25 protein-coding genes are annotated in these 25,141 nt (G+C 35.5%); 24 read left to right on the top strand and 1 reads right to left on the bottom strand.

Annotation, left to right across the window (positions count from 1 at the left end):
* Positions 1-10 precede the first annotated feature (10 nt).
* From spoIIIAF to spoIVB, 15 genes are all read left to right on the top strand, one after another.
* Complete coding sequence (gene spoIIIAF / locus NSQ92_RS13470; protein WP_061798454.1) at positions 11-643, top strand: stage III sporulation protein AF; 633 nt, start codon at positions 11-13, stop codon at positions 641-643.
* On the top strand, positions 636-1,286 hold the full coding sequence (gene spoIIIAG, locus NSQ92_RS13465; protein ID WP_047941131.1) for a stage III sporulation protein AG: 651 nt from the start codon (positions 636-638) through the stop codon (positions 1,284-1,286). The genes spoIIIAF and spoIIIAG overlap by 8 nt, the downstream gene beginning before the upstream one ends.
* A 13-nt stretch (positions 1,287-1,299) precedes the next feature.
* Complete coding sequence (locus NSQ92_RS13460; protein WP_047941130.1) at positions 1,300-1,854, top strand: SpoIIIAH-like family protein; 555 nt, start codon at positions 1,300-1,302, stop codon at positions 1,852-1,854.
* Positions 1,855-2,401: 547 nt separating this feature from the next.
* Positions 2,402-2,875, top strand: a complete 474-nt coding sequence (gene accB, locus NSQ92_RS13455; protein ID WP_047941129.1) for an acetyl-CoA carboxylase biotin carboxyl carrier protein — start codon at positions 2,402-2,404, stop codon at positions 2,873-2,875.
* Positions 2,876-2,892: 17 nt separating this feature from the next.
* Complete coding sequence (gene accC, locus NSQ92_RS13450) at positions 2,893-4,251, top strand: acetyl-CoA carboxylase biotin carboxylase subunit (protein ID WP_047941128.1); 1,359 nt, start codon at positions 2,893-2,895, stop codon at positions 4,249-4,251.
* Between the two features lie 15 nt (positions 4,252-4,266).
* Positions 4,267-4,674, top strand: coding sequence for an Asp23/Gls24 family envelope stress response protein (locus NSQ92_RS13445; protein ID WP_047941127.1), 408 nt, complete (start codon positions 4,267-4,269; stop codon positions 4,672-4,674).
* Positions 4,675-4,949: 275 nt separating this feature from the next.
* Positions 4,950-5,342 (top strand): transcription antitermination factor NusB, encoded by a 393-nt coding sequence (gene nusB, locus NSQ92_RS13440; RefSeq protein WP_047941126.1) that lies wholly within the window; start codon positions 4,950-4,952, stop codon positions 5,340-5,342.
* A gap of 192 nt (positions 5,343-5,534) precedes the next feature.
* Entirely contained in the window at positions 5,535-6,881 is a 1,347-nt protein-coding gene (xseA, locus tag NSQ92_RS13435; RefSeq protein WP_047941125.1) for an exodeoxyribonuclease VII large subunit, read from the top strand.
* 2 nt (positions 6,882-6,883) lie between these two features.
* Positions 6,884-7,123: an exodeoxyribonuclease VII small subunit gene (gene xseB, locus NSQ92_RS13430; RefSeq protein ID WP_047941124.1), complete on the top strand. Its 240-nt coding sequence runs from the start codon at positions 6,884-6,886 to the stop codon at positions 7,121-7,123.
* A gap of 3 nt (positions 7,124-7,126) precedes the next feature.
* The gene (locus NSQ92_RS13425; protein ID WP_047941123.1) at positions 7,127-8,020 is read left to right on the top strand and encodes a polyprenyl synthetase family protein; all 894 of its coding nucleotides are present in this window, start codon (positions 7,127-7,129) and stop codon (positions 8,018-8,020) included.
* Between the two features lie 436 nt (positions 8,021-8,456).
* Positions 8,457-10,349, top strand: a complete 1,893-nt coding sequence (dxs, locus tag NSQ92_RS13420) for a 1-deoxy-D-xylulose-5-phosphate synthase (RefSeq protein WP_047941356.1) — start codon at positions 8,457-8,459, stop codon at positions 10,347-10,349.
* Between the two features lie 7 nt (positions 10,350-10,356).
* On the top strand, positions 10,357-11,187 hold the full coding sequence (locus NSQ92_RS13415; protein WP_047941122.1) for a TlyA family RNA methyltransferase: 831 nt from the start codon (positions 10,357-10,359) through the stop codon (positions 11,185-11,187).
* A gap of 292 nt (positions 11,188-11,479) precedes the next feature.
* A complete protein-coding gene (gene ahrC, locus NSQ92_RS13410; RefSeq protein WP_047941121.1) occupies positions 11,480-11,929 on the top strand; it encodes a transcriptional regulator AhrC/ArgR in 450 nt (149 codons plus the stop codon).
* Between the two features lie 16 nt (positions 11,930-11,945).
* Complete coding sequence (gene recN / locus NSQ92_RS13405) at positions 11,946-13,634, top strand: DNA repair protein RecN (RefSeq protein ID WP_061798446.1); 1,689 nt, start codon at positions 11,946-11,948, stop codon at positions 13,632-13,634.
* A 210-nt stretch (positions 13,635-13,844) separates the two neighbouring features.
* Positions 13,845-15,137, top strand: a complete 1,293-nt coding sequence (gene spoIVB, locus NSQ92_RS13400) for a SpoIVB peptidase (protein ID WP_144545220.1) — start codon at positions 13,845-13,847, stop codon at positions 15,135-15,137.
* Between the two features lie 62 nt (positions 15,138-15,199).
* On the opposite strand, the gene NSQ92_RS13395 is transcribed toward spoIVB, so the two are convergent.
* Complete coding sequence (locus NSQ92_RS13395; RefSeq protein ID WP_047941118.1) at positions 15,200-16,114, bottom strand: 1,4-dihydroxy-2-naphthoate polyprenyltransferase; 915 nt, start codon at positions 16,112-16,114, stop codon at positions 15,200-15,202.
* Positions 16,115-16,589: 475 nt separating this feature from the next.
* On the opposite strand from NSQ92_RS13395, the gene spo0A reads away from it, so the two are divergent.
* From spo0A to lpdA, 9 genes are all read left to right on the top strand, one after another.
* On the top strand, positions 16,590-17,372 hold the full coding sequence (spo0A, locus tag NSQ92_RS13390; protein ID WP_047941117.1) for a sporulation transcription factor Spo0A: 783 nt from the start codon (positions 16,590-16,592) through the stop codon (positions 17,370-17,372).
* A 567-nt stretch (positions 17,373-17,939) separates the two neighbouring features.
* Positions 17,940-18,113 carry a hypothetical protein gene (locus NSQ92_RS13385; RefSeq protein WP_161798385.1) on the top strand — a complete coding sequence of 58 codons (174 nt, stop codon included), beginning with the start codon at positions 17,940-17,942 and terminating at the stop codon, positions 18,111-18,113.
* A complete protein-coding gene (locus NSQ92_RS13380) occupies positions 18,094-18,288 on the top strand; it encodes a hypothetical protein (RefSeq protein WP_047941115.1) in 195 nt (64 codons plus the stop codon). Before NSQ92_RS13385 ends, NSQ92_RS13380 begins: the two co-directional genes overlap by 20 nt.
* A gap of 19 nt (positions 18,289-18,307) precedes the next feature.
* Positions 18,308-18,511: a hypothetical protein gene (locus NSQ92_RS13375; protein ID WP_047941114.1), complete on the top strand. Its 204-nt coding sequence runs from the start codon at positions 18,308-18,310 to the stop codon at positions 18,509-18,511.
* A gap of 1,174 nt (positions 18,512-19,685) precedes the next feature.
* Positions 19,686-19,886, top strand: a complete 201-nt coding sequence (locus tag NSQ92_RS13370) for a cold-shock protein (RefSeq protein WP_047941113.1) — start codon at positions 19,686-19,688, stop codon at positions 19,884-19,886.
* A gap of 116 nt (positions 19,887-20,002) precedes the next feature.
* On the top strand, positions 20,003-20,725 hold the full coding sequence (locus NSQ92_RS13365) for a glycerophosphodiester phosphodiesterase (protein ID WP_047941112.1): 723 nt from the start codon (positions 20,003-20,005) through the stop codon (positions 20,723-20,725).
* A 255-nt stretch (positions 20,726-20,980) separates the two neighbouring features.
* Entirely contained in the window at positions 20,981-22,591 is a 1,611-nt protein-coding gene (locus NSQ92_RS13360) for a sigma 54-interacting transcriptional regulator (protein ID WP_341152853.1), read from the top strand.
* Positions 22,592-22,614: 23 nt separating this feature from the next.
* Positions 22,615-23,706, top strand: a complete 1,092-nt coding sequence (gene buk / locus NSQ92_RS13355) for a butyrate kinase (protein ID WP_341152852.1) — start codon at positions 22,615-22,617, stop codon at positions 23,704-23,706.
* Between the two features lie 6 nt (positions 23,707-23,712).
* Positions 23,713-25,137: a dihydrolipoyl dehydrogenase gene (gene lpdA / locus NSQ92_RS13350; protein WP_341152851.1), complete on the top strand. Its 1,425-nt coding sequence runs from the start codon at positions 23,713-23,715 to the stop codon at positions 25,135-25,137.
* Positions 25,138-25,141: the final 4 nt, after the last annotated feature.

The following is a 25,141-nucleotide window of genomic DNA, read 5'->3' as shown; positions in this document are numbered from 1 at the left end:
GGGCGAAAGAATGAATTTTATTACAGAATGGGTTACAAATATTATTCTATTTATTTTGTTAGCAACGGTCGTAGATATGCTACTGCCTAACTCTACCTTTCAGAAATATGCAAAGATGGTCGCAGGCCTGCTCTTAATAACCGTCATTTTAACACCTGTATTTAAGCTGATATCCAGTGACTTTGAAGCAGTGTTTTCAGCTAGTGCCATGGGTGAACCTGAACAAAAAAATATGAATAATTCCATTGAATTAAAAAAAAGAGAAATACAAGCCTCACTTGATGAATATACATTAAATAAAATGGCTGTCCAATTAAAAGAGGATGCAAATGAGGAGTTGATAGCAAATTACGGAATGGAGATTAATTCAATTCAATTATCAATTGACAAAGAAAAAGAGGGTGGCTTTCCTGCAAATCTAACTGAAATGGTTATTCATATGAAGGAAAGCCAGGATCCCAATAATGTTGTGGAAGCTGTAAACCCTGTTCGAATTGATACACAGCAACCTCTTCTTGATAAAAAGGAAACAAAGCAAATGGACACAGAAAGTATTATTTCCTTTCTTTCTGAAAAGTGGGAAGTGCGAAATGATGCAATTGTAATTATGTACGAAGGAGGGGAGGAGGGGAAAAATGGATAAAAAGGACAAAGGGCCATTAAGCTGGTTGAAAAATGTTCTGTCAAGCGACGGAAACGAAAAAAAACAGGGGAAAACCACTTATATTGTCATCGTTGTATTATTTGGAGCAGCCATTATGCTGTTAAGCAATATGTTCTTTAAAGACAATAAAGCTCAAGAAGTCGCTGCTTATAATAATGAAGCATCTTCTGAAGAGGCGGAAGAGACATTTGGGCAAAAAGCCAATAGTAGTAATTTAACCATTGCTGATTATGAAGAACAATATAAAAAAGAAATTAAAGAAGCCATATCAGCGATAGCAGGGGTTAAAGACGCTATTGTCTATGTAAATATAGAAGGATCAGAAAAGAAAGTATATGAAAAAAACCAATCCCAAACGATCCAGAAAACAGAAGAAAAGGATACTCAGGGAGGGAATCGAAATGTGGAAGAAACATCGAATGAAGAAACAGTTGTATTAGTACCGAATGGGGATAAACAAGTTCCGCTTGTAGTGGAGACGATGAAACCTAAAATTGCAGGAGTTCTCGTTGTTGCAAAAGGAGCTGGAGATATAAAAGTAAAAACGATGATTGTAGAAGCAGTTACTCGGGCGCTGGATGTTCCTAGTCATAGAGTTTCTGTACAACCTAAACAAAACTAAGGGGGAAGAATAGATGTTATTAAAAAAGCAAACGGTATGGTTGTTAACAATGTTAAGCTTGGTAGTGGTGTTATCGGTATACTATATTACTTCACCGGAATCCCGTGTAAATGAATTTGCAGCAACAGAGGATAATAATAAAGGAAAAAGCAATGATGCAGAAGAAGCAGCGAAAGATAGCAAAGGAGAAAGCACGGTTACTACTACTGATTCTGAAGCAGTATTTGAACAAATGCGCCTAGATCTAATGGAACAACGTGACAAAATGAAAGAAGAGTTAGTAACTATTCAAGGATCTAAAGATAAAACTGCAGAAGAAAAAAATGAAGCAACTGAAAAAATCAACGAACTACAAGAAATGACAGATAATGAAAAGATAATGGAAAGCCTTATTAAAGCAGAAAACTATGAAGATGTACTTGTTCAGACTGCTGATGATGGCACAGTAAAAGTAACAGTGAAAGCAGAAGAACTTTCTGCAGATGCTGCCAATGAAATCGTTCAGCTAGTCCGCAAAAATATGGATGCACCAAATGCAAATGTTGCGGTAAAAATTGATCCGAAATAAATAGAGCTGTGAAGCAGCAAGGACAAGAAGAGGGGAAAAGCGAATAGTACGTTTAAAACTGTAGATCACTGCTAGAAAGTGACTACAGTTTTTTAAATAACTAAAAGCAGCAGGAAGAAGAATACAACTATTTCCTCTAACATAATCTTATCACTATTGAAGAGTAAATTTGGTAAAGCGTCCGAAGAGCAGCAGCCTCGTTAAAGGAATAAGCATGGAATTTTAAAATAATGGTTATTAGAGAAAAACTTCTGCTATTCATTCCTCCTCACGATAATTAATTTTTGCTCTTTTTAAAGTAAATATAATAGTAAGCGATTTCGGATTAATTGGTTAGCTTTGAATAGTTATTTTATAAAGATAGTGGTATGATAAGTAGGGAGAAAGAGAGATGATTTCCTACAGATTTAACTTTCTGAGAAAAATATGGAAAAAGGTTTAGTAGCAAAAAAGTCATGTTTTAAAGATGCTTATTGAATTATCATAAGGTCTTATCGTATGATATTAGTATCTAGTCCTAATAGAATGTTTTAAGGGGTGCAATTATATGTTAAAGATTTCAGAAATTAAAGAACTAATAAAATTAATAGATGAATCGACTATTAGCAATTTTTTATATGAACAAGATGGCGTGAAAGTTGAAATTAAAAAGAACATGGTGGAAATAGCAGCACAAGCTCCAGTTGTGACAAAAACATTTCAACCAGAAGAAGTAAAAGCAACAAAAGAAGTAGCAGTGGAAAGTGTAGTTGCAGACACACCTGCAAAATCAAGTGATGATAACTTACATAAAATTACTTCTCCAATGGTAGGAACTTTTTATCAATCAGCCTCTCCAGACTCTCCTGCATTTGTAAAAGTGGGGGATAAGGTTACAAAGGATTCTGTTGTTTGTATCGTAGAAGCGATGAAATTATTTAACGAAATTACAGCAGAAGTAGATGGCGAAATTGTAGAAATCCTTGTAAAAGATGGAGAACTTGTTGAGTACGGGGAACCATTATTCCTAGTAAAGGCGTAACAAAGAGGGGTTAATCCATGATAAAAAAACTATTAATCGCAAATAGAGGAGAAATAGCTGTTCGTATCATCAGAGCTTGTCGTGAGCTGGATATTCAAACGGTAGCTATATACTCAGAAGCTGATCGTGAGGCTTTACATGTCCAAATTGCAGATGAAGCATATTGTGTTGGACCGAAAGCTTCAAAAGACAGTTATTTAAACTTTACAAACATAATTAGTGTAGCAACTTTAACAGGATGTGATGCTATCCATCCTGGATATGGTTTTTTAGCAGAGAATGCTGATTTTGCGGAACTTTGCAGAGATTGCAAAATCACGTTTGTAGGACCTAGTCCAGAGGCTATTAATAAAATGGGGACAAAAGATGTTGCAAGAGAAACAATGCGACAGGCTGGTGTGCCAATCGTACCTGGTTCCCAAGGCATTATTAAAGATGTAGAAGAGGGAATGGAACTTGCAAAAGAAATAGGATATCCAGTAATTATTAAAGCTACAGCTGGTGGCGGCGGTAAAGGTATCCGTGTAGCCAAAACGGAAGAAGAGTTGATTAAGGGGATTAACATTACCCAGCAAGAAGCATTAACGGCATTTGGTAATGCAGGTGTTTATTTAGAAAAATATATCGAGGACTTCCGCCATGTAGAGGTACAAGTGCTTGCTGATAATTATGGGAATGTCATTCACTTAGGCGAAAGAGATTGCTCGATTCAGCGAAGATTACAAAAGCTGTTGGAAGAAACACCATCTCCAGTATTAACCGAAGAAATGCGGGCGAAAATGGGAGATGCTGCTGTAAAAGCTGCAGCTGCAGTAAATTATACAGGTGCAGGAACTGTTGAATTTATCTTTGATTATCAGAATCAAGCATTTTACTTCATGGAAATGAATACGCGTATTCAAGTAGAACACCCAGTAACAGAAATGGTAACAGGTATTGATTTAATTAAAGAACAAATACTAGTTGCATCAGGTAAACCTCTTGAACATAATCAAAAGGATGTTACATTTACTGGCTGGGCAATTGAATGCCGTATCAATGCAGAAAATCCTGCGAAAAATTTCATGCCTTCACCAGGGAAAATTAAGATGTATTTACCGCCAGGTGGTTTAGGAGTACGTATTGATTCAGCTGCTTATCCTGGTTACACGATCCCACCGTACTATGATAGTATGATTGCGAAAGTGATTGCCTATGGATCTACTAGACAAGAAGCTATTTCTCGCATGAAACGAGCACTGAGTGAATTTGTAATCGAAGGTGTCGATACTACGATTCCGTTTCACTTAAATCTCCTTAATCATGAAAAGTTTGTGGCAGGCAACTTCAACACAAAGTTTTTAGAAATGTATGATTTAATGAAATCAGAAGATTAAAAGGAGGAATAGGTAATGAGCGAAACAACAAGTTTAGAAATGAACCAAGAGTATACTGGTCTAGGAAAAGTAGAAATTGCTCCTGAAGTAATTGAGGTTATCGCAAGTATTGCTGCTTCTGAAGTAGAAGGTGTAGCTCAAATGAGAAGCAATTTTGCAACTGGCGTTGTGGAAAAGTTCGGAAAAAAGCTCCATAACAAAGGGATAAAAGTCGACCTCAGTGAAGAAGGAATAAAAGTAGAAGTATTTTGCGTAATGAATTTTGGTGTATCTATTCCGCATGTTGCTCAGCAGATTCAAGATAATATTCGTCAAACATTAATCAATATGACTGGGTTGGAAACAGAGGAAGTAAATATTCATATTGTTGGTGTTCAGTTCGAAACAGCAAAACAAGAACCTGAATTACAGCAAGAAATGTAAGGAATAATACTCCCTAAAAATTAGCATAGAATGACTTTAAATAACAAAGGCTGAACAGGAAAGAATAAAATAGAAACTAATAGGTCTTCCTCTTAGTTTCTATAAGTTTTTTCTATGGACAGCCTTTGTTTTTGTGAGAATGACCAGAATAGTAAACTAATTATAGGTTTTTTTCTCGTAAGATAGAGTTTTGTTTTTATTTATGCTATTATTCATGTAGCATAGATAAATAGGTTGTCTTAAACCTATGGAAGGATTTTAAAGGAGCTTAAATAATGAAGAGAAGAACTGCCAGAGAAAAGGCCTTACAGGCACTATTTCAAATTGATATTAGTGATATAGACAAAGAAACAGCAATAGAGCATGTATTAGAAGGAGAAAAATCTGATCCCTACCTTACAAAATTAGTGGATGGGGTATTAAATAATCAAGTTTCTATTGATGAAACCATAAAGCAATATTTAGAAAATTGGACGCTAGAAAGAATTGCAAATGTAGACCGAAACATTCTACGTCTAGCCACATATGAAATGATTTATGGACAAGCAGATGATGTACCTGTAAATGTTGCGATTGATGAAGCAGTGGAGATTGCCAAACTTTATGGTGATGATCAATCTGGTAGATTTGTTAATGGATTATTATCTAAGATAAAAGAAAATCAGTAATATTAAGAGAAACGTTGGTTTGATGAAAAAAGCTGATTAGTGGACAATGTAAATCTTTTATGCAATATCGGCAAATAAGATTTGTTATCATCCTAAATTGTTTCCTTCTATAACCTATAAACATGAATGATTAAGGGATGTGGTGTATGATACTACACCCCTTTTTCCATCCTGTATAAGGAGTTTTTATAAATGGAATCACGGTATTTAACAGTACATGCTTTGACGAAATACATAAAAAGAAAATTTGATGCAGATCCTCATTTACAGCAAGTCATGGTAAAAGGGGAAATATCCAATTTTAAGCAGCATTCAAGTGGGCATATGTATTTCACCTTAAAAGATGAAAAAGCCAGAATTTTAGCAGTTATGTTTGCCCGGAATAATCAGCAAATGAAGTTTACGCCTGAAAATGGGATGAAGGTGCTGATTAAAGCAAGTATTACCGTATACGAATCAAGCGGTCAATATCAAATGTATGTGGTTGATATGCAGCCAGATGGAATTGGTCAGCTCTATCTAGCTTATGAGCAGTTGAAAGCTAAATTGGAACAAGAAGGATTGTTTCTTGCAGACCATAAACAGACAATTCCTAAATATCCGAAAACAATTGGTGTTATTACCTCACCGACTGGCGCTGCAATTAGAGACATTATTACAACCATTAAAAGACGCTATCCGATTGCTAACATCCAGATTTACCCCGCGTTAGTACAAGGTGAAACAGCGGCTCCTTCTATTGTAAAGGCGATTCAACAGGCGAATGAACAGGAGTCTCCTGCAATTGATGTCCTCATAGTAGGCAGGGGTGGCGGTTCCATTGAAGAATTATGGGCTTTTAACGAAGAAATCGTTGCTAGAGCCATTTACACTTCCAGAATTCCCATTATTTCTGCTGTCGGTCATGAGACAGACTTTACCATTGCAGATTTCGTTGCAGATATGCGGGCACCGACACCAACTGGTGCAGCAGAGCTCGCTGTTCCTCATATCGATGAGCTGGTGGAAAGGATTTTGTCTAGACAAAGCCGTTTAATAAGAGGGATAAAAGAAAAAGTAGAATTGCAAAAGTTACGTTTAAATAGAATTAAACGTTCCTATGCTTTTCGTTATCCTAAAGTTTTATACGATCAAAAAATGGAGCAATTAGACAAACAGACAGAATTATTAATACGTAATGTTCAAAGAGTTTTTGAGCAAAAGAATAATCAGCATCAATTAATAAAAAAGCAGCTAGTAAGGAATCACCCGCATCAATATGTGATGAAGGCCCAACAAGATTTGGCTAATTTACAAAAAAACATGATTCGTAATACGGAGCTTATTCTTCAAGCAAAAAAGCAGTCTTTTCTTTCGACAATAGGAAAGATGGATGCATTAAGTCCGTTGAAAATAATGGAAAGAGGCTACAATGTAGCATATGATCAAAATGGGAAATTAATAGCTAGTATAAAGCAAGTTAAGCCTAAGGAGCATATTGAATTAAACTTGGCTGATGGTACGGTAGAGGCAGAAATTATGGAGATAAAGGAGAGATAAACATGGCAACTAATCGAGAAAATAAGCCAACCTTTGAAGAAGCTATGGAAGAATTAGAACGAATCGTTGAAAAACTAGAAGAAGGAGATGTTCCATTAGAAGAGGCTATCAACACGTATAAAAAAGGAATGGAGCTTTCTAAATACTGTCATGAAAAATTAAAAAATGTCGAAGAACAATTAGCAGAAGTAGTGCTAGAAAACGGCAAAAAACAACCTTTTTCCATCGCTGAGGAGGAATAACACTTGAATAAAATTTCTTTGTCAGCATTTACAAAAAACTATAAAGAAGTACTGGAAAAAGAACTAAAGAAAAATGTCGAAAAGCTTAATGCTCCTTCCAGTTTAAAAGATTCTATGCTCTATTCCCTAAATGCAGGGGGGAAGAGAATCCGGCCGCTGCTTTTATTTGCTACCCTGCAAGCATTTGGAAAAGATCCACTTGAAGGTTTGCTTCCAGCAGCTGCCATTGAAATGATTCATACGTATTCTTTGATTCATGATGATTTACCAAGTATGGATGATGATGACCTGCGAAGAGGCTTACCGACGAATCATAAAGTTTACGGAGAAGCGACAGCTATTCTAGCAGGAGATGCACTTCTTACATATAGTTTTCAAATGATGACATATATGACAAAACAAAATATTCCATCTGAAAAGATTCTTACTAGTATTGGCTTTTTAGCAAAAGCAGCTGGAGCAGAAGGGATGGTAGGTGGACAAATTGCCGATATTGAAGGGGAAAGCAAGACTTTAAATCAAAGAGATCTTGAACATATACATCTACATAAAACAGGAAAGCTAATAGAAGTAAGTATTTTAATTGGCGCGATATTAGCAGATGCTGCTGACGCGGAGTTAGAAACATTAAAACGTTTTGCTTATCATCTAGGCTTAGCCTTCCAAATTAGAGATGACATTCTCGATTTAGAAGGGGATGAAGAAGTGATTGGAAAGCCAATTGGCAGCGATATGGATAACCACAAAAGCACCTATCCGAAAATATTAACTATGGATGGAGCAAAAAGAGAATTGGATTTGCATATTAAACAGGCTAAAGGTCTTCTAGCCGGTTTAAATTTTGATCGCTTTCTATTAGAAGAAATTACAGATTTAATTGCCTATAGAAATAATTAAAATATCCTCTTTAAACGGTTTAAAAGCTTTTTATAGATGGTATATAATAAAACTAAGCGAAATATATATAAGGGAAATTTAGAATAACGAATAACACATATCAGGGTGTCTCAATATTTGACATCACTAGAGCTTTTTCAAAAGATAAATTTGTAAAATGCGCTAGTGATGCTCCGCTTTGAGGCATCCTTCTTTTAAGCACGGAAAGTCTTCTGTGTGCTAACTATGTAGAATTACTACTATTATCAGTGAAGGAATGGTATAATACATATTTAATAATACGAATAAATTAGGTTTTTTGATAAAAATAAGGTATTCTAATATATAATACAATCTTGACAAAAAGAAATGGTTAAACGGAAGGAAGATATACCAATTAATGAGTGGTTTTCATCGCTTTATTGGTTATATACTGAATGAAAGTGAGTTGTTACAAATGGATTTAATGTCAATAGAAAATCCAGCATTTTTAAAAGGATTATCGAACGAGGAACTGAATATCCTTAGTGAAGATATCCGTCACTTTTTAATTAATAGACTTTCTCAAACTGGCGGCCATATTGGTCCGAACTTAGGAGTGGTGGAATTAACCATTGCTCTTCATAAATGTTTTGATAGCCCAAAGGATAAATTTCTTTGGGATGTAGGTCACCAATCTTATGTTCATAAAATATTAACTGGCCGTGCTAAGGATTTCGATACGCTTAGACAATACAAAGGCTTAAGTGGTTTTCCAAAAATGAATGAAAGTGAGCACGACGTATGGGAAACAGGTCATAGCTCTACTTCCTTATCTGCTGCAATGGGTATGGCTGTTGCAAGAGATTTAAAAAAGGAAGATTCCTACATCATTCCTATTATTGGGGATGGAGCTTTAACAGGGGGTATGGCTCTCGAGGCACTAAATCATATTGGCGATGAAAAGAAAAACATGATTGTTATCTTGAATGATAATGAAATGTCGATTGCTCCAAATGTTGGTGCTCTTCACCAAGTATTAGGCAGATTAAGAACTGCTGGGAAGTATCAATGGGTAAAAGATGAACTAGAAATGCTCTTAAAGAAAATTCCTGCCGTAGGTGGCAAGATGGCTGCAACTGCTGAAAGAATTAAAGATAGTCTTAAATATTTGTTAGTTTCCGGTGTTTTTTTCGAAGAGTTAGGTTTTACGTATTTAGGTCCAGTAGATGGTCATGATTATAACGACTTATTTGAACAGTTAAACTATGCAAAGAAAACATCTGGCCCAGTTTTACTGCATGTCATTACGAAAAAAGGCAAAGGATTTTCTCCAGCTGAAAAGGATAAAATCGGTACATGGCATGGAACAGGTCCTTATAAGATTGAGACAGGAGATTTTGTAAAACCTGCTATCACTGCACCTGCATGGAGTAAACTAGTGAGTGATACAGTGTTAAAGTTGGCAAGAAAAGACGAGCGAATCGTTGCTGTTACTCCTGCCATGCCAGTTGGTTCAAAATTGGAATCATTTGCAAAAGAATTTCCTAGTCGAATGCTTGATGTCGGGATAGCGGAACAGCATGCTGTAACATTAGCAGCTGGACTTGCCACACAAAAAATGAAGCCGTTTTTAGCCATTTATTCGACATTTTTACAAAGAGCATATGATCAAATGCTTCATGATGTTTGCCGCCAGAAATTAAATGTCTTTATTGGCATCGATCGTGCCGGCTTAGTAGGAGCAGATGGAGAAACCCATCAAGGTATTTATGATATTGCGTTTTTACGTCATATGCCAAACTTGGTTTTAATGATGCCAAAGGATGAAAATGAAGGGCAGCACATGGTAAATACGGCTATCCAGTACAATGATGGCCCAATTGCGATGAGATTTCCGCGGGGAAATGGGATTGGTGTGGAGCTTGATTCTACATTAAAGACGATTCCAATTGGTACATGGGAAGTATTAAGAGAAGGTTCTGATGCTGCAATTCTTACATTTGGAACAACGATTGAAATGGCAATGGAAGCAGCCAGCCAGCTTGAATTACAAGGGATTCATGTTAAAGTGGTAAATGCGAGATTCATTAAGCCGTTAGACGAGAAAATGCTTTCTGACTTATTGAAAAAGCAAATACCAATTTTAACGATTGAAGAAGCAGTACTGCAAGGCGGATTTGGAAGTTATTGTATCGAATATGCCCATGACCATGGTTTTGGAGCAAATGTAATAGATCGCATGGGAATTCCAGATGAATTTATTGAACATGGAGATGTAAATTCATTATTAGAAGAAATAAATTTAACAAAAGAGGAAGTTGTAAAAAGAATTTCAGCCATTGCTAGAAAAAAACAAAAGAGGGCTTAGAGCATTCATGAAGAAAGAAAGAATTGATGTATTATTAGTTGAGCAAGGTTTATTCGAAACAAGGGAAAAGGCAAAAAGAGCTGTAATGGCTGGGATTGTCTACTGTGAAGAGAATAGACTAGATAAACCCGGTGAAAAAATAAATACAGATTCTAAGTTATCTGTTAAAGGAAAGACACTTCAATATGTGTCAAGAGGTGGCTTAAAGCTTGAAAAGGCACTTAAAATATTTGATGTCGATATGAAAGATAAAGTCTTACTTGATATTGGCTCCTCGACAGGAGGATTTACGGATTGTGCCCTGCAAAATGGTGCAAAACAATCTTATGCCTTAGATGTAGGCTATAATCAATTAGCGTGGAAGCTTAGACAAGATGAACGTGTGATTGTCATGGAAAGAACCAACTTTCGTTATGTAACTCCTGTCGATTTAAAAGGTGAGATGCCGAATATTGCTTCAATTGATGTTTCTTTTATTTCGCTAAAGCTAATTTTACCAGTTTTAAAGACACTATTAGTATCCGGCAGTGATGTTATTGCTTTAGTGAAGCCGCAATTTGAAGCTGGAAGAGAACAAGTTGGGAAAAAAGGGATTGTCAGAGACCGTAAAGTCCATGAGTCCGTTTTAGAGAAAATTATAGCTTTTTCTATAGAAGAAGGATATATTGTTAAAAACCTATCATTTTCACCAATTACAGGCGGAGATGGAAATATTGAATTTTTACTCCACCTCTATTGGGATGAGCGTGCAGAGGAAAAAACGCATTATTTTCAAATAAAAGAGACGGTAGAAGCGGCACATTCCGAATTGAAAGCAAAAAAAGAAACGGAAGAATAAGCTATGTAAAAGGGTTTGACTGCAGCAAGAGAACTATTAGTAACGTGGGATGCTAATAGAAAGGTTCTCCATGCAGGCTGACCCTTTTTGGTTTGTCTATCATGAATAAAGATAGAGCGGAGATGTAATTTGTTTTCTTTGTTCTTGTAAAAAGACGAACAAACACGGTAAAATAGATAAAAGGAAGATTGTCTAAAAAAATCGAATGAACGTATGATAAGGAACAAATACTTTTAATAAAAAGTGATACATATGGAATAAAAATGATAACCAATGATAAAGGATGGAATATATGAATAAGGGCCAGAGGCATATAAAAATAAGAGAAATCATTACGAATAATGATATCGAAACACAAGACGAATTAGTAGATGAACTGAAAAGTGCTGGATATAATGTAACACAAGCTACTGTATCAAGAGATATTAAAGAGCTGCATTTAGTGAAAGTGCCACTTCAGGATGGCAGATATAAATATAGCTTACCAGCTGATCAGCGCTTTAATCCATTACAAAAATTAAAAAGAATGTTAATGGATTCCTTTGTGAAAATCGATTCAGCTGAAAATTTGCTTGTCCTAAAATCACTGCCAGGGAATGCACAAGCGATCGGAGCATTAATTGATAATCTTGATTGGGATGAAATATTAGGAACGATTTGTGGAGATGATACTTGTCTAATTATTTGTCGCACTGCAGATGATGGCAAGAAAATTAGTGATCGTTTTCTTGATATGCTTTAATTTGGGGGGACATTAATTGCTAAGTGAATTATCGATTAAAAATTTTGCAATCATTGAAAGTCTATCCATATCATTTAAAAAGGGACTGACCGTATTAACTGGTGAAACAGGTGCAGGAAAGTCTATCATTATTGATGCGATCAATTTATTAGTTGGAGGACGCGGTTCGGCGGAATTTGTTCGCCATGGAGAAGAAAAAGCAGAAATAGAAGGGCTATTTTATATAGAAGACGGTCATCCTTGTTTTCAAAAAATGAATGAGTTTGGTATCGATATAGATGAGGGTGCTATTGTATTAAGAAGAGATATAGCTTTATCTGGTAAGAGTGTCTGCCGGATAAATGGCAAGCTTATCACAATCGCTGTATTAAGAGAAATAGGTTCCACTTTAATTGATATTCATGGTCAGCATGAACATCAAGAATTAATGGATGAAACGAAGCACTTACAGTTGCTGGATACTTTTGCAATGGGAGAATTAGCTCCTGTTTTAGAAGAATATGAAGAAATTTATCGCTCTTATACTCAAACTCAAAAGAAACTAATGAATTTAACAGAAAATGAACAGCAAATGGCTCAAAGACTTGATTTATTACAATTTCAGTTTAATGAAATTGAAAGTGCTCATTTGAAAATTAATGAAGATGATGAGCTGTTAGAAGAAAGGAAGAAATTAAGCAATTTCGAGAAAATTTATGATAGCATACAAACAGGCTATACTGCTCTTAGGGGAGAACAAAAAGGGCTGGATTGGCTTGGTGAGGTCATGGGGAATATGGAGGAAGCTGCAAGCTTAGACACTGAATACAAGGATATGGCTGAGTCTGTCTCCAATAGCTATTATATTTTAGAGGATATTGCAAGACAGATGAGAAGTGCTTTAGATTACCTAGAATATGACCCCGAAAGGTTAAATGAGATTGAAACAAGACTAAATGAAATCAATACCTTAAAACGCAAATATGGAAAAACAGTAGCAGAGATCCTAGAGTATGCTGCAAAAATAGAGGAAGAATTAGAAACATTACAAAATAAAGAAACCCATATCGATTTATTGGAAAAGGAGTTAGCTTCTCTTAAAAAAGATCTTTTAGTGGAAGCAAAGGAATTGACTGCCTTAAGAAAGAGAGCAGCTCTTCGTCTGACAGATAGTATTCATCAAGAATTAAAAGAACTCTACATGGAAAAGACTGTTTTTGAAGTAAGAATTCATGCTGATGAGAACAATGTTACGAAAAAAGGGATAGATGAAGTGGAATTTTACATTTCTACAAATCCTGGAGAACCGTTAAAACCACTATCCAAAATTGTGTCCGGTGGAGAGCTTTCCAGAATGATGCTTGCTTTAAAAAGCATTTTCTCTAAGCATCAAGGGGTGACATCCATCATATTTGATGAGGTAGATACTGGGGTGAGTGGAAGAGTAGCACAAGCAATCGCTGAAAAAATCCACCATGTGTCGGTTGATTCTCAAGTGCTCTGTATTTCCCATCTGCCGCAGGTGGCAGCAATGGCAGATACCCATTTATTTATCGCAAAAAAAATTGAGGATGGCCGCACATCTACGTCTGTCACACCATTAGTGCAGCAAGATAAGGTAAAAGAGATCGGACGAATGATTTCAGGAGCGGAAATTACGGAATTAACAAAAAAACATGCAAAAGAACTGTTAAAATTAGCGCAAAAAGCTAAGAATAAAATATAGACACGTAAAACCTCTGTATATGTGCAGAGGTTTATTTTATTCTTATGAAGAGTTGTCTATTTAATGGTGCCTGGGAAACTAATTGCAAGGATTATCCATTATGGGTAGGTTTTTAAAATTTTTAACAGTTATAAATGATGCTGTTACAGGCAAACTTATAAATGTAGCCGGAGAAGTAGTGGTGAAAAGAAGCGAGGAGAGTGAAGTGAATTGAAAAGTGATATCCTTAGAAAAATAATTGGTGGGATTCTCCTTGTTTCATTAATATCTTTAGTATGTAATCAATCATTTCAAGAATATCTTCATATCCCAAAAAGCATTACATTGTTTGAAGGACAATCAATGGAGATCAACAATAGTGAGGCGATTTCTGTGACAACAAATGTGGCAGACGAAGATTCGGTTGTTGCATTAAGTCAAGAAAAAGGGAAATTTTCCTTGCAAGGAAAAGTTAGTGGGAAAGATGAGATGATGCTTGAACTTGCAGGTTTTCCAATAAAAAAAGTGGATGTGAATGTTCTTAAAGACTTTAAAGTAATTCCCGGTGGTCAGTCCATTGGGGTGAAACTAAATACTGTTGGCGTACTGGTGGTTGGGCACCATCAGGTAAATACAGAAGAAGGAAAGCAATCACCTGGTGAAAAGGCCGGGATAAAAGTTGGCGATATGATAGTCGAAATAAATGGAATGAAAATAGAAAAAATGGCAGATGTAGCACCTTTTGTTCAAAAAGCAGGCGAAGGAAACAAACCTTTAGAGTTGGTTGTAAAAAGAGAGAAAGAGGAGTTTAAAACAAAGTTAATGCCCTTAAAGGAAAAAGGGGATAACATATTTAAATTAGGGCTTTATATAAGGGATTCAGCAGCTGGGATTGGAACAATGACTTTCTATCACCCAGATTCCATGAAATATGGAGCTTTAGGACATGTAATCTCAGATATGGATACAAAAAAACCAATCGTTGTGGATGATGGAGAAGTACTAAGATCTACTGTAACAAGTATTGAAAAAGGAAGTAACGGAAATCCTGGTGAAAAATTAGCGAGATTTTCAGAAGATAAAGAAATAATCGGGGATATCAAAACAAATAGTCCTTTTGGAATATTTGGTGTATTAAATAAACAAATTAAAAATGGAATAATGGATAAGCCGATGCCGATTACGTTATCAGACCAAGTGAAAGAAGGACCAGCGCAAATTTTAACGGTTGTGGATAATGATCAGGTGAAGCTATTTGATATAGAAGTAGTAAGCTCTGTACCTCAAAAGTATCCTGCAACAAAAGGGCTAGTCATCAAAGTGACAGATAAAGAATTATTAAGCAAAACAGGCGGTATCGTTCAAGGAATGAGCGGAAGTCCAATTATTCAAGATGGTAAGGTCATTGGTGCTGTAACCCATGTATTTGTAAATGATCCGACAAGCGGATATGGAGTTCACATTGAATGGATGTTAAATGAGGCAGGTATCGATATATATGAAAAAGGGCAAAAAGCTTCATAAAAATTAAAATGTCTCATGTAAAAGGATGAATCGACAATCCTTTTACATGAGACATTATACTACTACATATTTTGCATGATAAAATCTAACAAATAACCAACTGTGATAAACAATCCAAACATGGTGTTTGTTAAACCAGTGTTTTTCATGGCAATCGGTGTTTGGCTTCGATCTCCTTTGAAGCCCTTAATGGCATCTAATGGTTTTTTGAAACTAAGCAGTACGATTAATAACCAAGGACTAAAGAAACCGAGAGCAACGAAAATAATAATCCAGAGGTAGGATAAGATAAATAATGCCGCAAGTAGGTTAACCGCTTTGTTAAAGCCGATAAGTATAGCAATCGTTTTTCTGCCGCCTAATGTATCCTCTTCAATATCTCTAATGTTATTCGATAAATTAATCGCACCAATAAGAATAGCGATTGGAACAGAAATAAGGATGCTTTCTTGGCTAATGTGACCTGTTTGGATAAAGAAAGAGATAAGGATGAAGATACATCCCATACATATACCAGAAAACACTTCTCCAAAAGGTGTATAAGCTATTGGAAGCGGGCCTCCTGTATATAAATAGCCAATCGCCATACCGAGTAAGCCGACTAATGCAATCCACCAAGAAGTATTAGAACAAATATAAATACCTAAAAGTAGTGCAAGTATATATAGGCTGATCGCCATATTTAAAACTAATTTTGGCTTCATCCCATGATGAACAATTGCTCCGCCTATTCCTACTGAATCAGCAGTATCAATTCCTCTTACATAATCATAGTACTCATTAAATAAGTTGGTTGCGATTTGAATAATCAAACAAGCAAACATCATGGCAAAAAATAAACCCCAGTTTGTTGAGGCATGAGGGAAAGATAATACCGTACCAATGGAAACTGGTACAAAAGAAGCTGTTAACGTATGCGGTCTCGTTAGCTTCCATAGTATTTTATAAGTGTTGTTTTCCTTAGTGACGTTCTCCATAAAAAAATCCTTTCTATACTTTGGGAAAATGAAAACACAAATACTTAATAAATTTGTGCAACCTTTATCTGTTTTATGCAGATAAAGGTAAAAACAAAAAAACTAGACGTTTTTTTGTCCAACTTTAATAATACCGTATAAAGTTGTATCCCAACAAGAAAATATTCATAAAAAAGTCATAATTTTTTCTTCCAAATAAAGAAGTGTTTGGCTATATGGAAGATAAGTAACTTGATTGCTTTTGCTATAGGCTAGTGTTGTGTATAATATAGCCATAAAGATTTTTCGACAAAAAAATGAAATGTATCGAAATCAGTCGAAAACGTGAGAAAATGAGAGAATTAATAGGGTTTTTCCTATTTTTTAAGTTTTTTTTATAAAATCAAAGGATTTTTGGTTGCTTTGTCGAAAATGTCCTTTAGAATAAAAATATAGATAAAATTAGAGACATTTGGATTGAGGGAGGAAACAATCGTTGAAGAAAATAAAAGTATGCATTGTTGATGACAATCGTGAACTGGTAGGATTATTGGAAGAGTATATAGATGCTCAGGACGACATGGAAGTAATTGGTGTAGCGCATAACGGCCAGGAGTGTTTAGAACTAGTGGAGCAGCTTGAACCAGATGTGATGGTGCTAGACATTATCATGCCTCATTTAGATGGTTTAGCCGTATTAGAAAGAATGCGCCAAATGAATAAACCTATGCCTAACGTGATTATGTTAACTGCCTTTGGTCAAGAAGATGTTACAAAAAAAGCGGTTGAATTAGGTGCCTCTTATTTTATTTTAAAACCGTTTGATATGGAGTATTTAGCAAGCCATATTCGCCAAGTAAGTGGCAAAACAACCGGATTTGTCAGAAAATCTTCTTCTTCTTTCAAAACACAAGAACCAAAAACGAAGAATTTGGACGCAAGCATTACAAGTATTATTCACGAGATTGGAGTTCCTGCCCATATTAAAGGATACCTCTATTTACGCGAAGCCATTTCCATGGTTTATAATGATATCGAATTATTAGGATCCATTACAAAAGTATTGTATCCAGATATCGCAAAGAAATTTAATACAACAGCAAGCCGAGTCGAGCGGGCAATCCGTCATGCTATTGAAGTGGCATGGAGCAGAGGCAACATCGACTCCATCTCATCCCTATTCGGCTACACTGTCAGCATGTCCAAAGCAAAGCCGACTAACTCAGAATTTATCGCGATTGTGGCAGATAAATTAAGGCTGGAACATAAGGCTTCTTGAGAGGGTTAGGGCTGTTGGTAGGAGAGGGTTTTAGAGAAACGGTAAATTGTTTACAACTTGTCACAAGTGATGTAGCCGATAACTTTACTGACCAACTAACAATATTTTAAATAGCAATTTATAAAAGCATCTCTTAGTTTATTGAGTTTGTATTAAACTCGATAATTTAGGAGGTGCTTTTTCTTTTGAGTATGAGCGAAATGGACTATCAAATCGATTCTTTTATGTTGTATTGCGATTCTAAACATTTATCCAAGAAAAACCTCGCAAGTTAAGAACAAACACTTTAACTCTTCGCAATGTACTTATAAAACGAGTTTAAGATTGATGATGCAAGTAAGGCCAAATCAAGTCATATTAGAAATTACATTAAGTATTTACAAGATGTGGTAAGTATACAGTGGTTGTTAAAGAGAGATGTATTAATTCCTAAAAAACCCCAATTTATTATATAGTAGTAATATATTCAATTAGGATAGTTCAGAATGTATATGAAAGTGAAAAGATTTGGAGTATTTTTCCTATGTTTCACATATTAATTTTGAAAAGTATGATGAGACATTTGGAATGGCTGAAAATATTGAGCAACTAAAGAAAGAGAGTTTAGATATATCTAATGAAGAAGTTACAAAATCTTCAGATTTAATTAGTACGTTTTCAATTAGTAGAACTCCTTCTTGGTATCCAAGTCAAAATAAGCGAGATAAATTGATGGTTGTATTTGAAAAAAATAAAGGATAATTATAGGGATACTTTATCAATTGCAGCTAATACAACTTTGGTTCAATATGTTAAGGATGGAAATTATAAAAAGATAGCTAAAAGAATATTAAAAATGGGTGTTAAAAATAATGCGTTATCAATGGCTGTTACTCTAGTATATTTCACACGCAATGTAGCTAAATATCACATTTGAAATAAAAGGACTGAGGATAATGTTTTTAAAGAATTTTGTTTATTCTTTTGTCGTTTATCCTGTTATCTTCTTTACTGTATTTTTACTATATGGGATATTTGATGATAGACCTTATCATAGTACTCCATCTGAAGTAGCAATTATTCTTTGCATTTACTACTTTTTCCTAAGTGTATATCATGGAATTATTAAAAAGTGGACTAAAAAAGAGAATGAATCTTAGTGAAGGAACCAAATTATTATTCTTTAAATTCTATAAAGATAGTTAATTTTCATAAAAAGAGGGTGGGACAAAACAAAATATATATTGGATAAAGACGAATAATCTCTAATTCAGTGGTGAAACCAATTCGTTCCTTTACACTACAGACACACGATGCGCGGGGGAGCAACCTAAGTCTCCTCGGCTAAAGCCTGTGGGGTCTTAGGCTTTGCTCTGCTTCCCGCAGGAGTGGAGTATCCTCCGTTCCATTTCACTCCTTTTTTAAAGCTTATTTAGTTTTTAAGCAAACTACAATTACTAGGAAAAAAACAGAGCAGACTGAATACACGTAGACTCCTATGGGAGCTGCGAGAAAGTCCAAGACCCCGCAGGAACGAGGAGGCTTGGCGCTCGCCCCATGGAAAGCGAAGTGTATTCAGTCTGCGGGTGATTACCACAAACCTTTTTTCTTAAAATACATAAAAACCCCGAACAATTATAGGAATATTTTCTAATATGTACGTGTAATTGTTCGGGGTTATATTGGGTTGAAATACTTATGTCTCACCCTCTTTTATTTTGAAAATAACGTAAAAAATACTAAGGATAAAGTGTGTTTTAAATGTTAATATGGAAACTTAACAAAAGAAGATGTCAACTTATAATTATAAAAGTAACTATTAGAAATCAGCCGGATTCCATTTTGAATCGGGGTTACTTTAAAGGAGAGATTATAATGGAGACAATCGCTTTTAATGATTTCATGAAGGAAATTATAAGAAAGAAAAATACTACTCATCCAAAAGTAGAAATACGAAATCAGTTTCGCATTTAAAGGAGAATCTCACTCCCCAACATTGGTGGATGAAAACTTACAGACAAAAAAGTCCATGGAAGTAAGTTAATTAGTAGGGTAGGCACATCTATTAATATTCCGTTATTGTTAGCTAAACTAGTCTTTGTTGAGTTATATTACCGCGATTATTTAACTGAGTAATCCAAAATAAGGAATTTATTTTAAAAAATTGAAAAATAATCGTTCAAAGATTTGCTTTCTGCAGATTAACCTGTTACTATTAAGGAGACTTATTTTTGTTCTTTAGAAAATAGTTGAGAAATACATATTTCTTTATTTTTTACTACGAGCAAGGATAGTAATACATTTGTGCATAAAGCACATAGGAGGAAACAAGAAATGGCTACAGGTAAAGTAAAATGGTTTAACGCAGAAAAAGGTTTTGGATTCATCGAAACAGAAGAAGGACAAGATGTATTCGTACATTTCAGCGCTATTCAAACTGAAGGTTTCAAAACTTTAGACGAAGGTCAAGAAGTAAGTTTTGACATAGAAGAAGGTCAACGCGGACCTCAAGCTGCTAACGTAGTAAAAAACTAATTTAACAAAAGTAATACAGGCTCTGACTTAGGTTAGGGCCTGTTTTTTTCATCTGACCAAAAACATTACATAAATGGCCATATATAATGAAGTTCTACATAAGGAAGTGATTTGTTATGACGAAAATATTTGCACACCGAGGTTTTTCGGCACATTATCCAGAGAATACAATGATGGCTTTTATCGAGGCAGAAAAGGCAGAGGCTGATGGGATTGAAATTGATATTCAAATGTCTAAGGATGGGGAAATAGTCATCATCCATGATGAAAAGGTAGATCGAACAACGAATGCTTCTGGCTATGTGCAAGCATTCAATTATAAAGAGTTAAGATCATTTAATGCAGGACATCGATTTAAGCAAGTCGAGAATGAGCCTATTCCCACTTTAATCGAATTGTTTGATTGGATGCAAGATAATGACATAATCTGCAATATTGAAATGAAGAATAACAAGATTGCTTATGAAGGAATGGAAGAGAAAACAATTGCTCTCATCCGCAAATACGGTTTTGAAAAAAGAATTATTTTCTCCTCCTTTAATCATTATAGTCTCGTACATACCTATCGCATCGCTCCAGAAATTGAAACGGCCCCTTTATTGTCTGATGGAATTTATCAGCCTTGGATTTATGCCAATGCTATAAATGCCAAAGGATTTCACCCTAATTATAAACGGATAAATCGAGAGATAATAAAATCTTCAGAAGAAAATAATATTAAAGTTAGGGCATATACGGTAAATAATCCGAAAACGATGCAAGCATTAATGGATGCTGGAATATCTGCCATTATTACAGATGAGCCAATTATTGCACGAACTGTCCTGACACAATCATAATATAATGGGTTTTCTGCTGTAATCTCTAGTTTAGAGAAGAGGCGGAAAACCTTTTTTTGCGAAAAAAGAATTCTTAAGCAACTATTTGAATACTTCTCCTTAACATGTTAGCGATCTCAAAATGTTAAAACAGACATAACCTTTTTACTTTTCAGAAATAAAAGAAAATGGGAAAAAAATTGCATATTTTTTAGGGAGTAGGTATAGTATAGATATGAAATATATTGCACGGATAGACAGATGGGAAGTGTGCGAATGATTGATCGAATGATACAGTCAACCTCTTATACGCTTTTTGATGAAATAAAGGAAGGCATAATTATAATAGATGATCGCGGCGTTATCTCTTATTTCAATAAAAGTGCGCAAAGTTTGATGCAGAACCAATATCCGCTTCAAATAGATCAGCATATTTTATCCATTATCCCTAACAGTGGGATGATGAGAGTATTACATACGAAAAGAATAGAAGAGCAGAAAAAGTTTGCTATTTCCGAAGTGGATTATCTTCTTATTTCCCGTTATCCGCTAATAGGAAAAGATAATAATGTAATTGGTGCTGTAGCGGTTTTACAAGAAGAAAGCCAAAAAAGACAATGGATTGATAAAGATAACCTTCAAATGCTGTTAACATTGCTTTTGCAAAAAAGTGCAGAAGCCTATCTTGTAGTAGATGAATTTGGCCATATTGTTATGCAAAATTCGTCATATAAAGAATTGGCTGTTCTCCTTGATCAGCAAAATAACCATCAATTAATGAGAAAAAATAGAGAAGAAGTCATTCAAACAAGAAGAGATGCAGAAATAACCATTCAGACAGACACCTTATGTTTAACGGTAAAAAGTACACCTATTATGGTGGATGGGAAATTAAAGGGCTGTTTGCAGATTCTTCATAATGAAACAGAAACGGCTCAATTAAAAAAAGAACTTCAACAGACAAAAGCCATTATCCGAGGATTAGAACAGAGCTTTCAGTTTGATGATTTTATATATCAGTCGCCATCCATGAACTTCGCTATTGAACAGGCAAAGTTGGCGGCAGGGAGTAAACAGGTTATATTTATCCGCGGAGAAGAGGGAACTGGTAAATTTATGCTTGCTAATGCCATTCATAATTGGAGCGAAAATAAGTTTCATCTATTTAAACGGATATATCCGCAGAAGAATCGAGAACAATTACGAGCATTTTTAAGTACAATGAATTCTTTATCAAAAGGAACCGTATATCTTGAAAATATTACCTGTTTATCGATGGCAGAACAAACCTCTCTATTAAATAGACTGAAGGAATTAGCACAGGAAGAGAAGAAGCTATCCTTCCGCTTGATTGTTTCCTCCCCTATTAAGCTAGAAAAAGCATTAATGGCAGGGGACTTTTTAGAAGAACTTTATGATGAATTAATGAAATCAAATATATACTTACCACCTTTAAGGGAACGCAAAGAGGATATTTATCTTTTAGCGAAACATTTTCTTATCGAGTTGAACAAAGAAAACGGAAGATGGATAACAGAGATTGACCCAGAAGCACAAAAAGCTTTGAAAAATTATGGTTATACAAGGAATATCCTTGAATTAAAGGCAATCCTCCAGCTTTCGGTGATACAAGCTAGTGAAGAAGATTCCGTGCTTAAAGTAGAGCATCTCGCGCTTCCGCAAGTAATAAAAAAACAACAAGCGGAATTTCAAGAGGATGCTAATATAGAAAATCAACCATTATCTGTCCTGGTAGAGAAATACGAGAAAGTTATAATCGAACAGACATTGAGAAAGCTAGATGGAAATAAAACACTAACAGCTAAAACATTGGGGCTGTCAGTCCGCAATTTATACTATAAATTGGATAAGTATCATTTAAATTAATTCTTTCTTAGGGGCTTCTTAAAATGAGGAAATATCGTATATTGGTCATAAACCCACGGGCAGCAGTAACCGAAATCGCGTTATATGAAAATGAAGTACCGATTATTGTAGACGATTTACATCATGATTACAATAAATTGCTAGAATTCTCTTCGATTGTTGCTCAATATAAGTATCGATCAGATGAGATTTTGTCTTATTTGGTGAATAAAGGAATAAACCTTTCCAAATTGGCAGCTGTTTGTGGAAGAGGTGGGCTCCTTAAACCAATTGATGGTGGAACTTATTCGATAAACGCTGCTATGCAGGAGGAGCTGTTTGCCCAAACAAGAGGAGAACACCCTTCCAATTTAGGAGCACTTATCGCTTATGAAATTGCTGAACATTTAGAGATTCCTTCCTATATAGTTGATCCAGTTGTTGTCGATGAAATGGACGATATTGCAAAGATTTCTGGATATCCGAGCATAACAAGAAAAAGTGTTTTTCATGCACTCAATCATAAAGCAACGGGAAGACGAGCAGCGATGGAGTTAGGCAAAAAATATGAAGAAGCACATTTGATTATTGCCCATCTTGGAGATGGAATTACAATCGGTGCACATGCAAATGGAAAAGTGATAGATGTAAATAATGGCTTAAATGGGGAAGGGCCATTTAGTTTGGAGCGGTGTGGTACTTTGCCTCATGGTGATTTAGTTGATTTATGCTATTCAGGTAAATTTACATATGAAGAAATGAAGCATCAATTATTGTATCATTCTGGAGTAAAATCCTACCTTAGTAAAGTGCCTGAAGGTTCTTTTGATATAGAGGAAGAGCTTGGTAAACGAGATAATCCCAATATTCTTATTTATGAGGCGTTAGCTTATCAAATTGCTAAGGAAATTGGCAGTGCGAGCACCGTGCTTTTTGGCAAAGTAGATGCCATTATCTTAACAGGTGAACTAGCCTTTAGTAACCATTTTGTAAAATTAATTATGGAACGTGTTAATTGGATTGCAGATATAATGATATATCCAGGTGAAAATGAACGGCAATCTTTGGCAGAAGGTGTGTTAAGAGTATTACGTAAGGAAGAGAGACCAAAAGAATATGGAGAAAGAGAGGAGTGAAGATAGATGGCTAAAGAGTATGATCTTGTCATTTTAGGAGGAGGAACGGGTGGTTATGTTGCAGCGATTCGTGCTTCTCAATTAGGTTTAAAGACAGCGGTGGTTGAAAAAGGCAAATTAGGTGGAACGTGTTTACATAATGGCTGTATTCCAAGTAAAGCGTTATTAAGAAGTGCAGAGGTTTATGCAACGGCGAAAAAAAGCGAGGAATTTGGGATTATCACCTCGGATATAAGATTAGATTTCAATCGGGTGCAAGAAAGAAAATCCACCATTATTAACCAGCTTTACAGCGGTGTTCAGTATTTAATGAAAAAAGGAAAAATTGATGTTTATGAAGGCAATGGTAGAATAATGGGCCCTTCCATTTTTTCCCCCATGCCAGGTACTATTTCGGTTGAAATGAATAATAGAGAAGAAAACGAAATGCTGATTCCGAAACATGTAATCATTGCAACGGGGGCTCGGCCAAAAAGCTTACCTGGTCTAGAGATTGATGGTTCGACTGTCATTAGTTCAGAGGAAGCGCTGCAAATGGAAAAACTTCCTTCGTCCATTATAATCGTTGGCGGGGGAGTAATAGGGGTTGAATGGGCCTCTATGCTTGCTGATTTTGATGTTAAAGTAACTATTTTAGAATATAGTGACCGATTGGTGCCAACAGAAGATAAGGAAATTAGTAAAGAATTACAAAGAATCCTCAAGAAAAAGGGAATTCAGATTGTAACAGGTGCTAAAGTACTTCCAGAAACTTTGCAGAAGAATGTGGATAAAGTAATCATTCAAGCAGAAAAAAATGGTGAGTCCCAGTCATTTGAAGGGGAAAAACTGCTAGTATCTGTAGGCCGCATAGGAAATGTAGAAGGAATTGGTCTTGAAAATACCGACATTGCGGTTGTTCAAAATCAAATTCAAACAAATGAATACTATCAAACGAAAGAATCGCATATTTACGCAATTGGTGATTGTATAGGAGGATTACAGCTCGCACATGTTGCCTCCCATGAAGGGATAATCGCAGTGGAGCATATAGCCGGTGAAAAACCACATCCACTGGATTATAAAACAGTTTCCAAATGCATTTATACAAGTCCTGAGATTTCCAGTGTCGGATACACAGAAGAAGAAGCAATTGAGCTTGGGTATAAGATAAAAAAAGGCAAATTCTCCTTTAAAGCGATTGGAAAAGCGCTTATTTTTGGAGAACAAGATGGTTTTGTCAAAATAATTACTGATCAAGAAACCGATGATTTATTGGGTGTGCATATTATAGGTGCCCATGCAACAGATCTTATTGGAGAAGCAGCTCTTGCCAAAGTGCTAGACGCAACAGCCTGGGAAATTGGGAATACGATTCATCCCCATCCAACACTGACAGAGGCAATTGGCGAAGCAGCCCTTGCTGTTGAAGGAAAAGCCATTCATGGTTAATAAA

The organism is Niallia sp. FSL M8-0099, assembly GCF_038006945.1.
GTDB lineage: Bacteria > Bacillota > Bacilli > Bacillales > Cytobacillaceae > Niallia > Niallia circulans.
Note: the sequence above shows the minus strand (reverse complement) of the source record. Positions and strands in the feature narration are given on the sequence as shown.

Coding starts and splice junctions, on each gene's coding strand:
- xseB (WP_047941124.1), top strand. CDS start 6,884: ATGGCAACTAATCGAGAAAATAAGCCAACCTTTGAAGAAGCTATGGAA.
- NSQ92_RS13395 (WP_047941118.1), bottom strand. CDS start 16,114: ATGGAGAACGTCACTAAGGAAAACAACACTTATAAAATACTATGGAAG.
- NSQ92_RS13415 (WP_047941122.1), top strand. CDS start 10,357: ATGAAGAAAGAAAGAATTGATGTATTATTAGTTGAGCAAGGTTTATTC.
- spoIIIAF (WP_061798454.1), top strand. CDS start 11: ATGAATTTTATTACAGAATGGGTTACAAATATTATTCTATTTATTTTG.
- xseA (WP_047941125.1), top strand. CDS start 5,535: ATGGAATCACGGTATTTAACAGTACATGCTTTGACGAAATACATAAAA.
- spoIIIAG (WP_047941131.1), top strand. CDS start 636: ATGGATAAAAAGGACAAAGGGCCATTAAGCTGGTTGAAAAATGTTCTG.
- NSQ92_RS13360 (WP_341152853.1), top strand. CDS start 20,981: ATGATTGATCGAATGATACAGTCAACCTCTTATACGCTTTTTGATGAA.
- NSQ92_RS13445 (WP_047941127.1), top strand. CDS start 4,267: ATGAGCGAAACAACAAGTTTAGAAATGAACCAAGAGTATACTGGTCTA.
- NSQ92_RS13460 (WP_047941130.1), top strand. CDS start 1,300: ATGTTATTAAAAAAGCAAACGGTATGGTTGTTAACAATGTTAAGCTTG.
- accC (WP_047941128.1), top strand. CDS start 2,893: ATGATAAAAAAACTATTAATCGCAAATAGAGGAGAAATAGCTGTTCGT.
- nusB (WP_047941126.1), top strand. CDS start 4,950: ATGAAGAGAAGAACTGCCAGAGAAAAGGCCTTACAGGCACTATTTCAA.
- NSQ92_RS13375 (WP_047941114.1), top strand. CDS start 18,308: ATGTTTTTAAAGAATTTTGTTTATTCTTTTGTCGTTTATCCTGTTATC.
- buk (WP_341152852.1), top strand. CDS start 22,615: ATGAGGAAATATCGTATATTGGTCATAAACCCACGGGCAGCAGTAACC.
- accB (WP_047941129.1), top strand. CDS start 2,402: ATGTTAAAGATTTCAGAAATTAAAGAACTAATAAAATTAATAGATGAA.
- lpdA (WP_341152851.1), top strand. CDS start 23,713: ATGGCTAAAGAGTATGATCTTGTCATTTTAGGAGGAGGAACGGGTGGT.
- NSQ92_RS13385 (WP_161798385.1), top strand. CDS start 17,940: ATGGCTGAAAATATTGAGCAACTAAAGAAAGAGAGTTTAGATATATCT.
- NSQ92_RS13370 (WP_047941113.1), top strand. CDS start 19,686: ATGGCTACAGGTAAAGTAAAATGGTTTAACGCAGAAAAAGGTTTTGGA.
- ahrC (WP_047941121.1), top strand. CDS start 11,480: ATGAATAAGGGCCAGAGGCATATAAAAATAAGAGAAATCATTACGAAT.
- NSQ92_RS13365 (WP_047941112.1), top strand. CDS start 20,003: ATGACGAAAATATTTGCACACCGAGGTTTTTCGGCACATTATCCAGAG.
- dxs (WP_047941356.1), top strand. CDS start 8,457: ATGGATTTAATGTCAATAGAAAATCCAGCATTTTTAAAAGGATTATCG.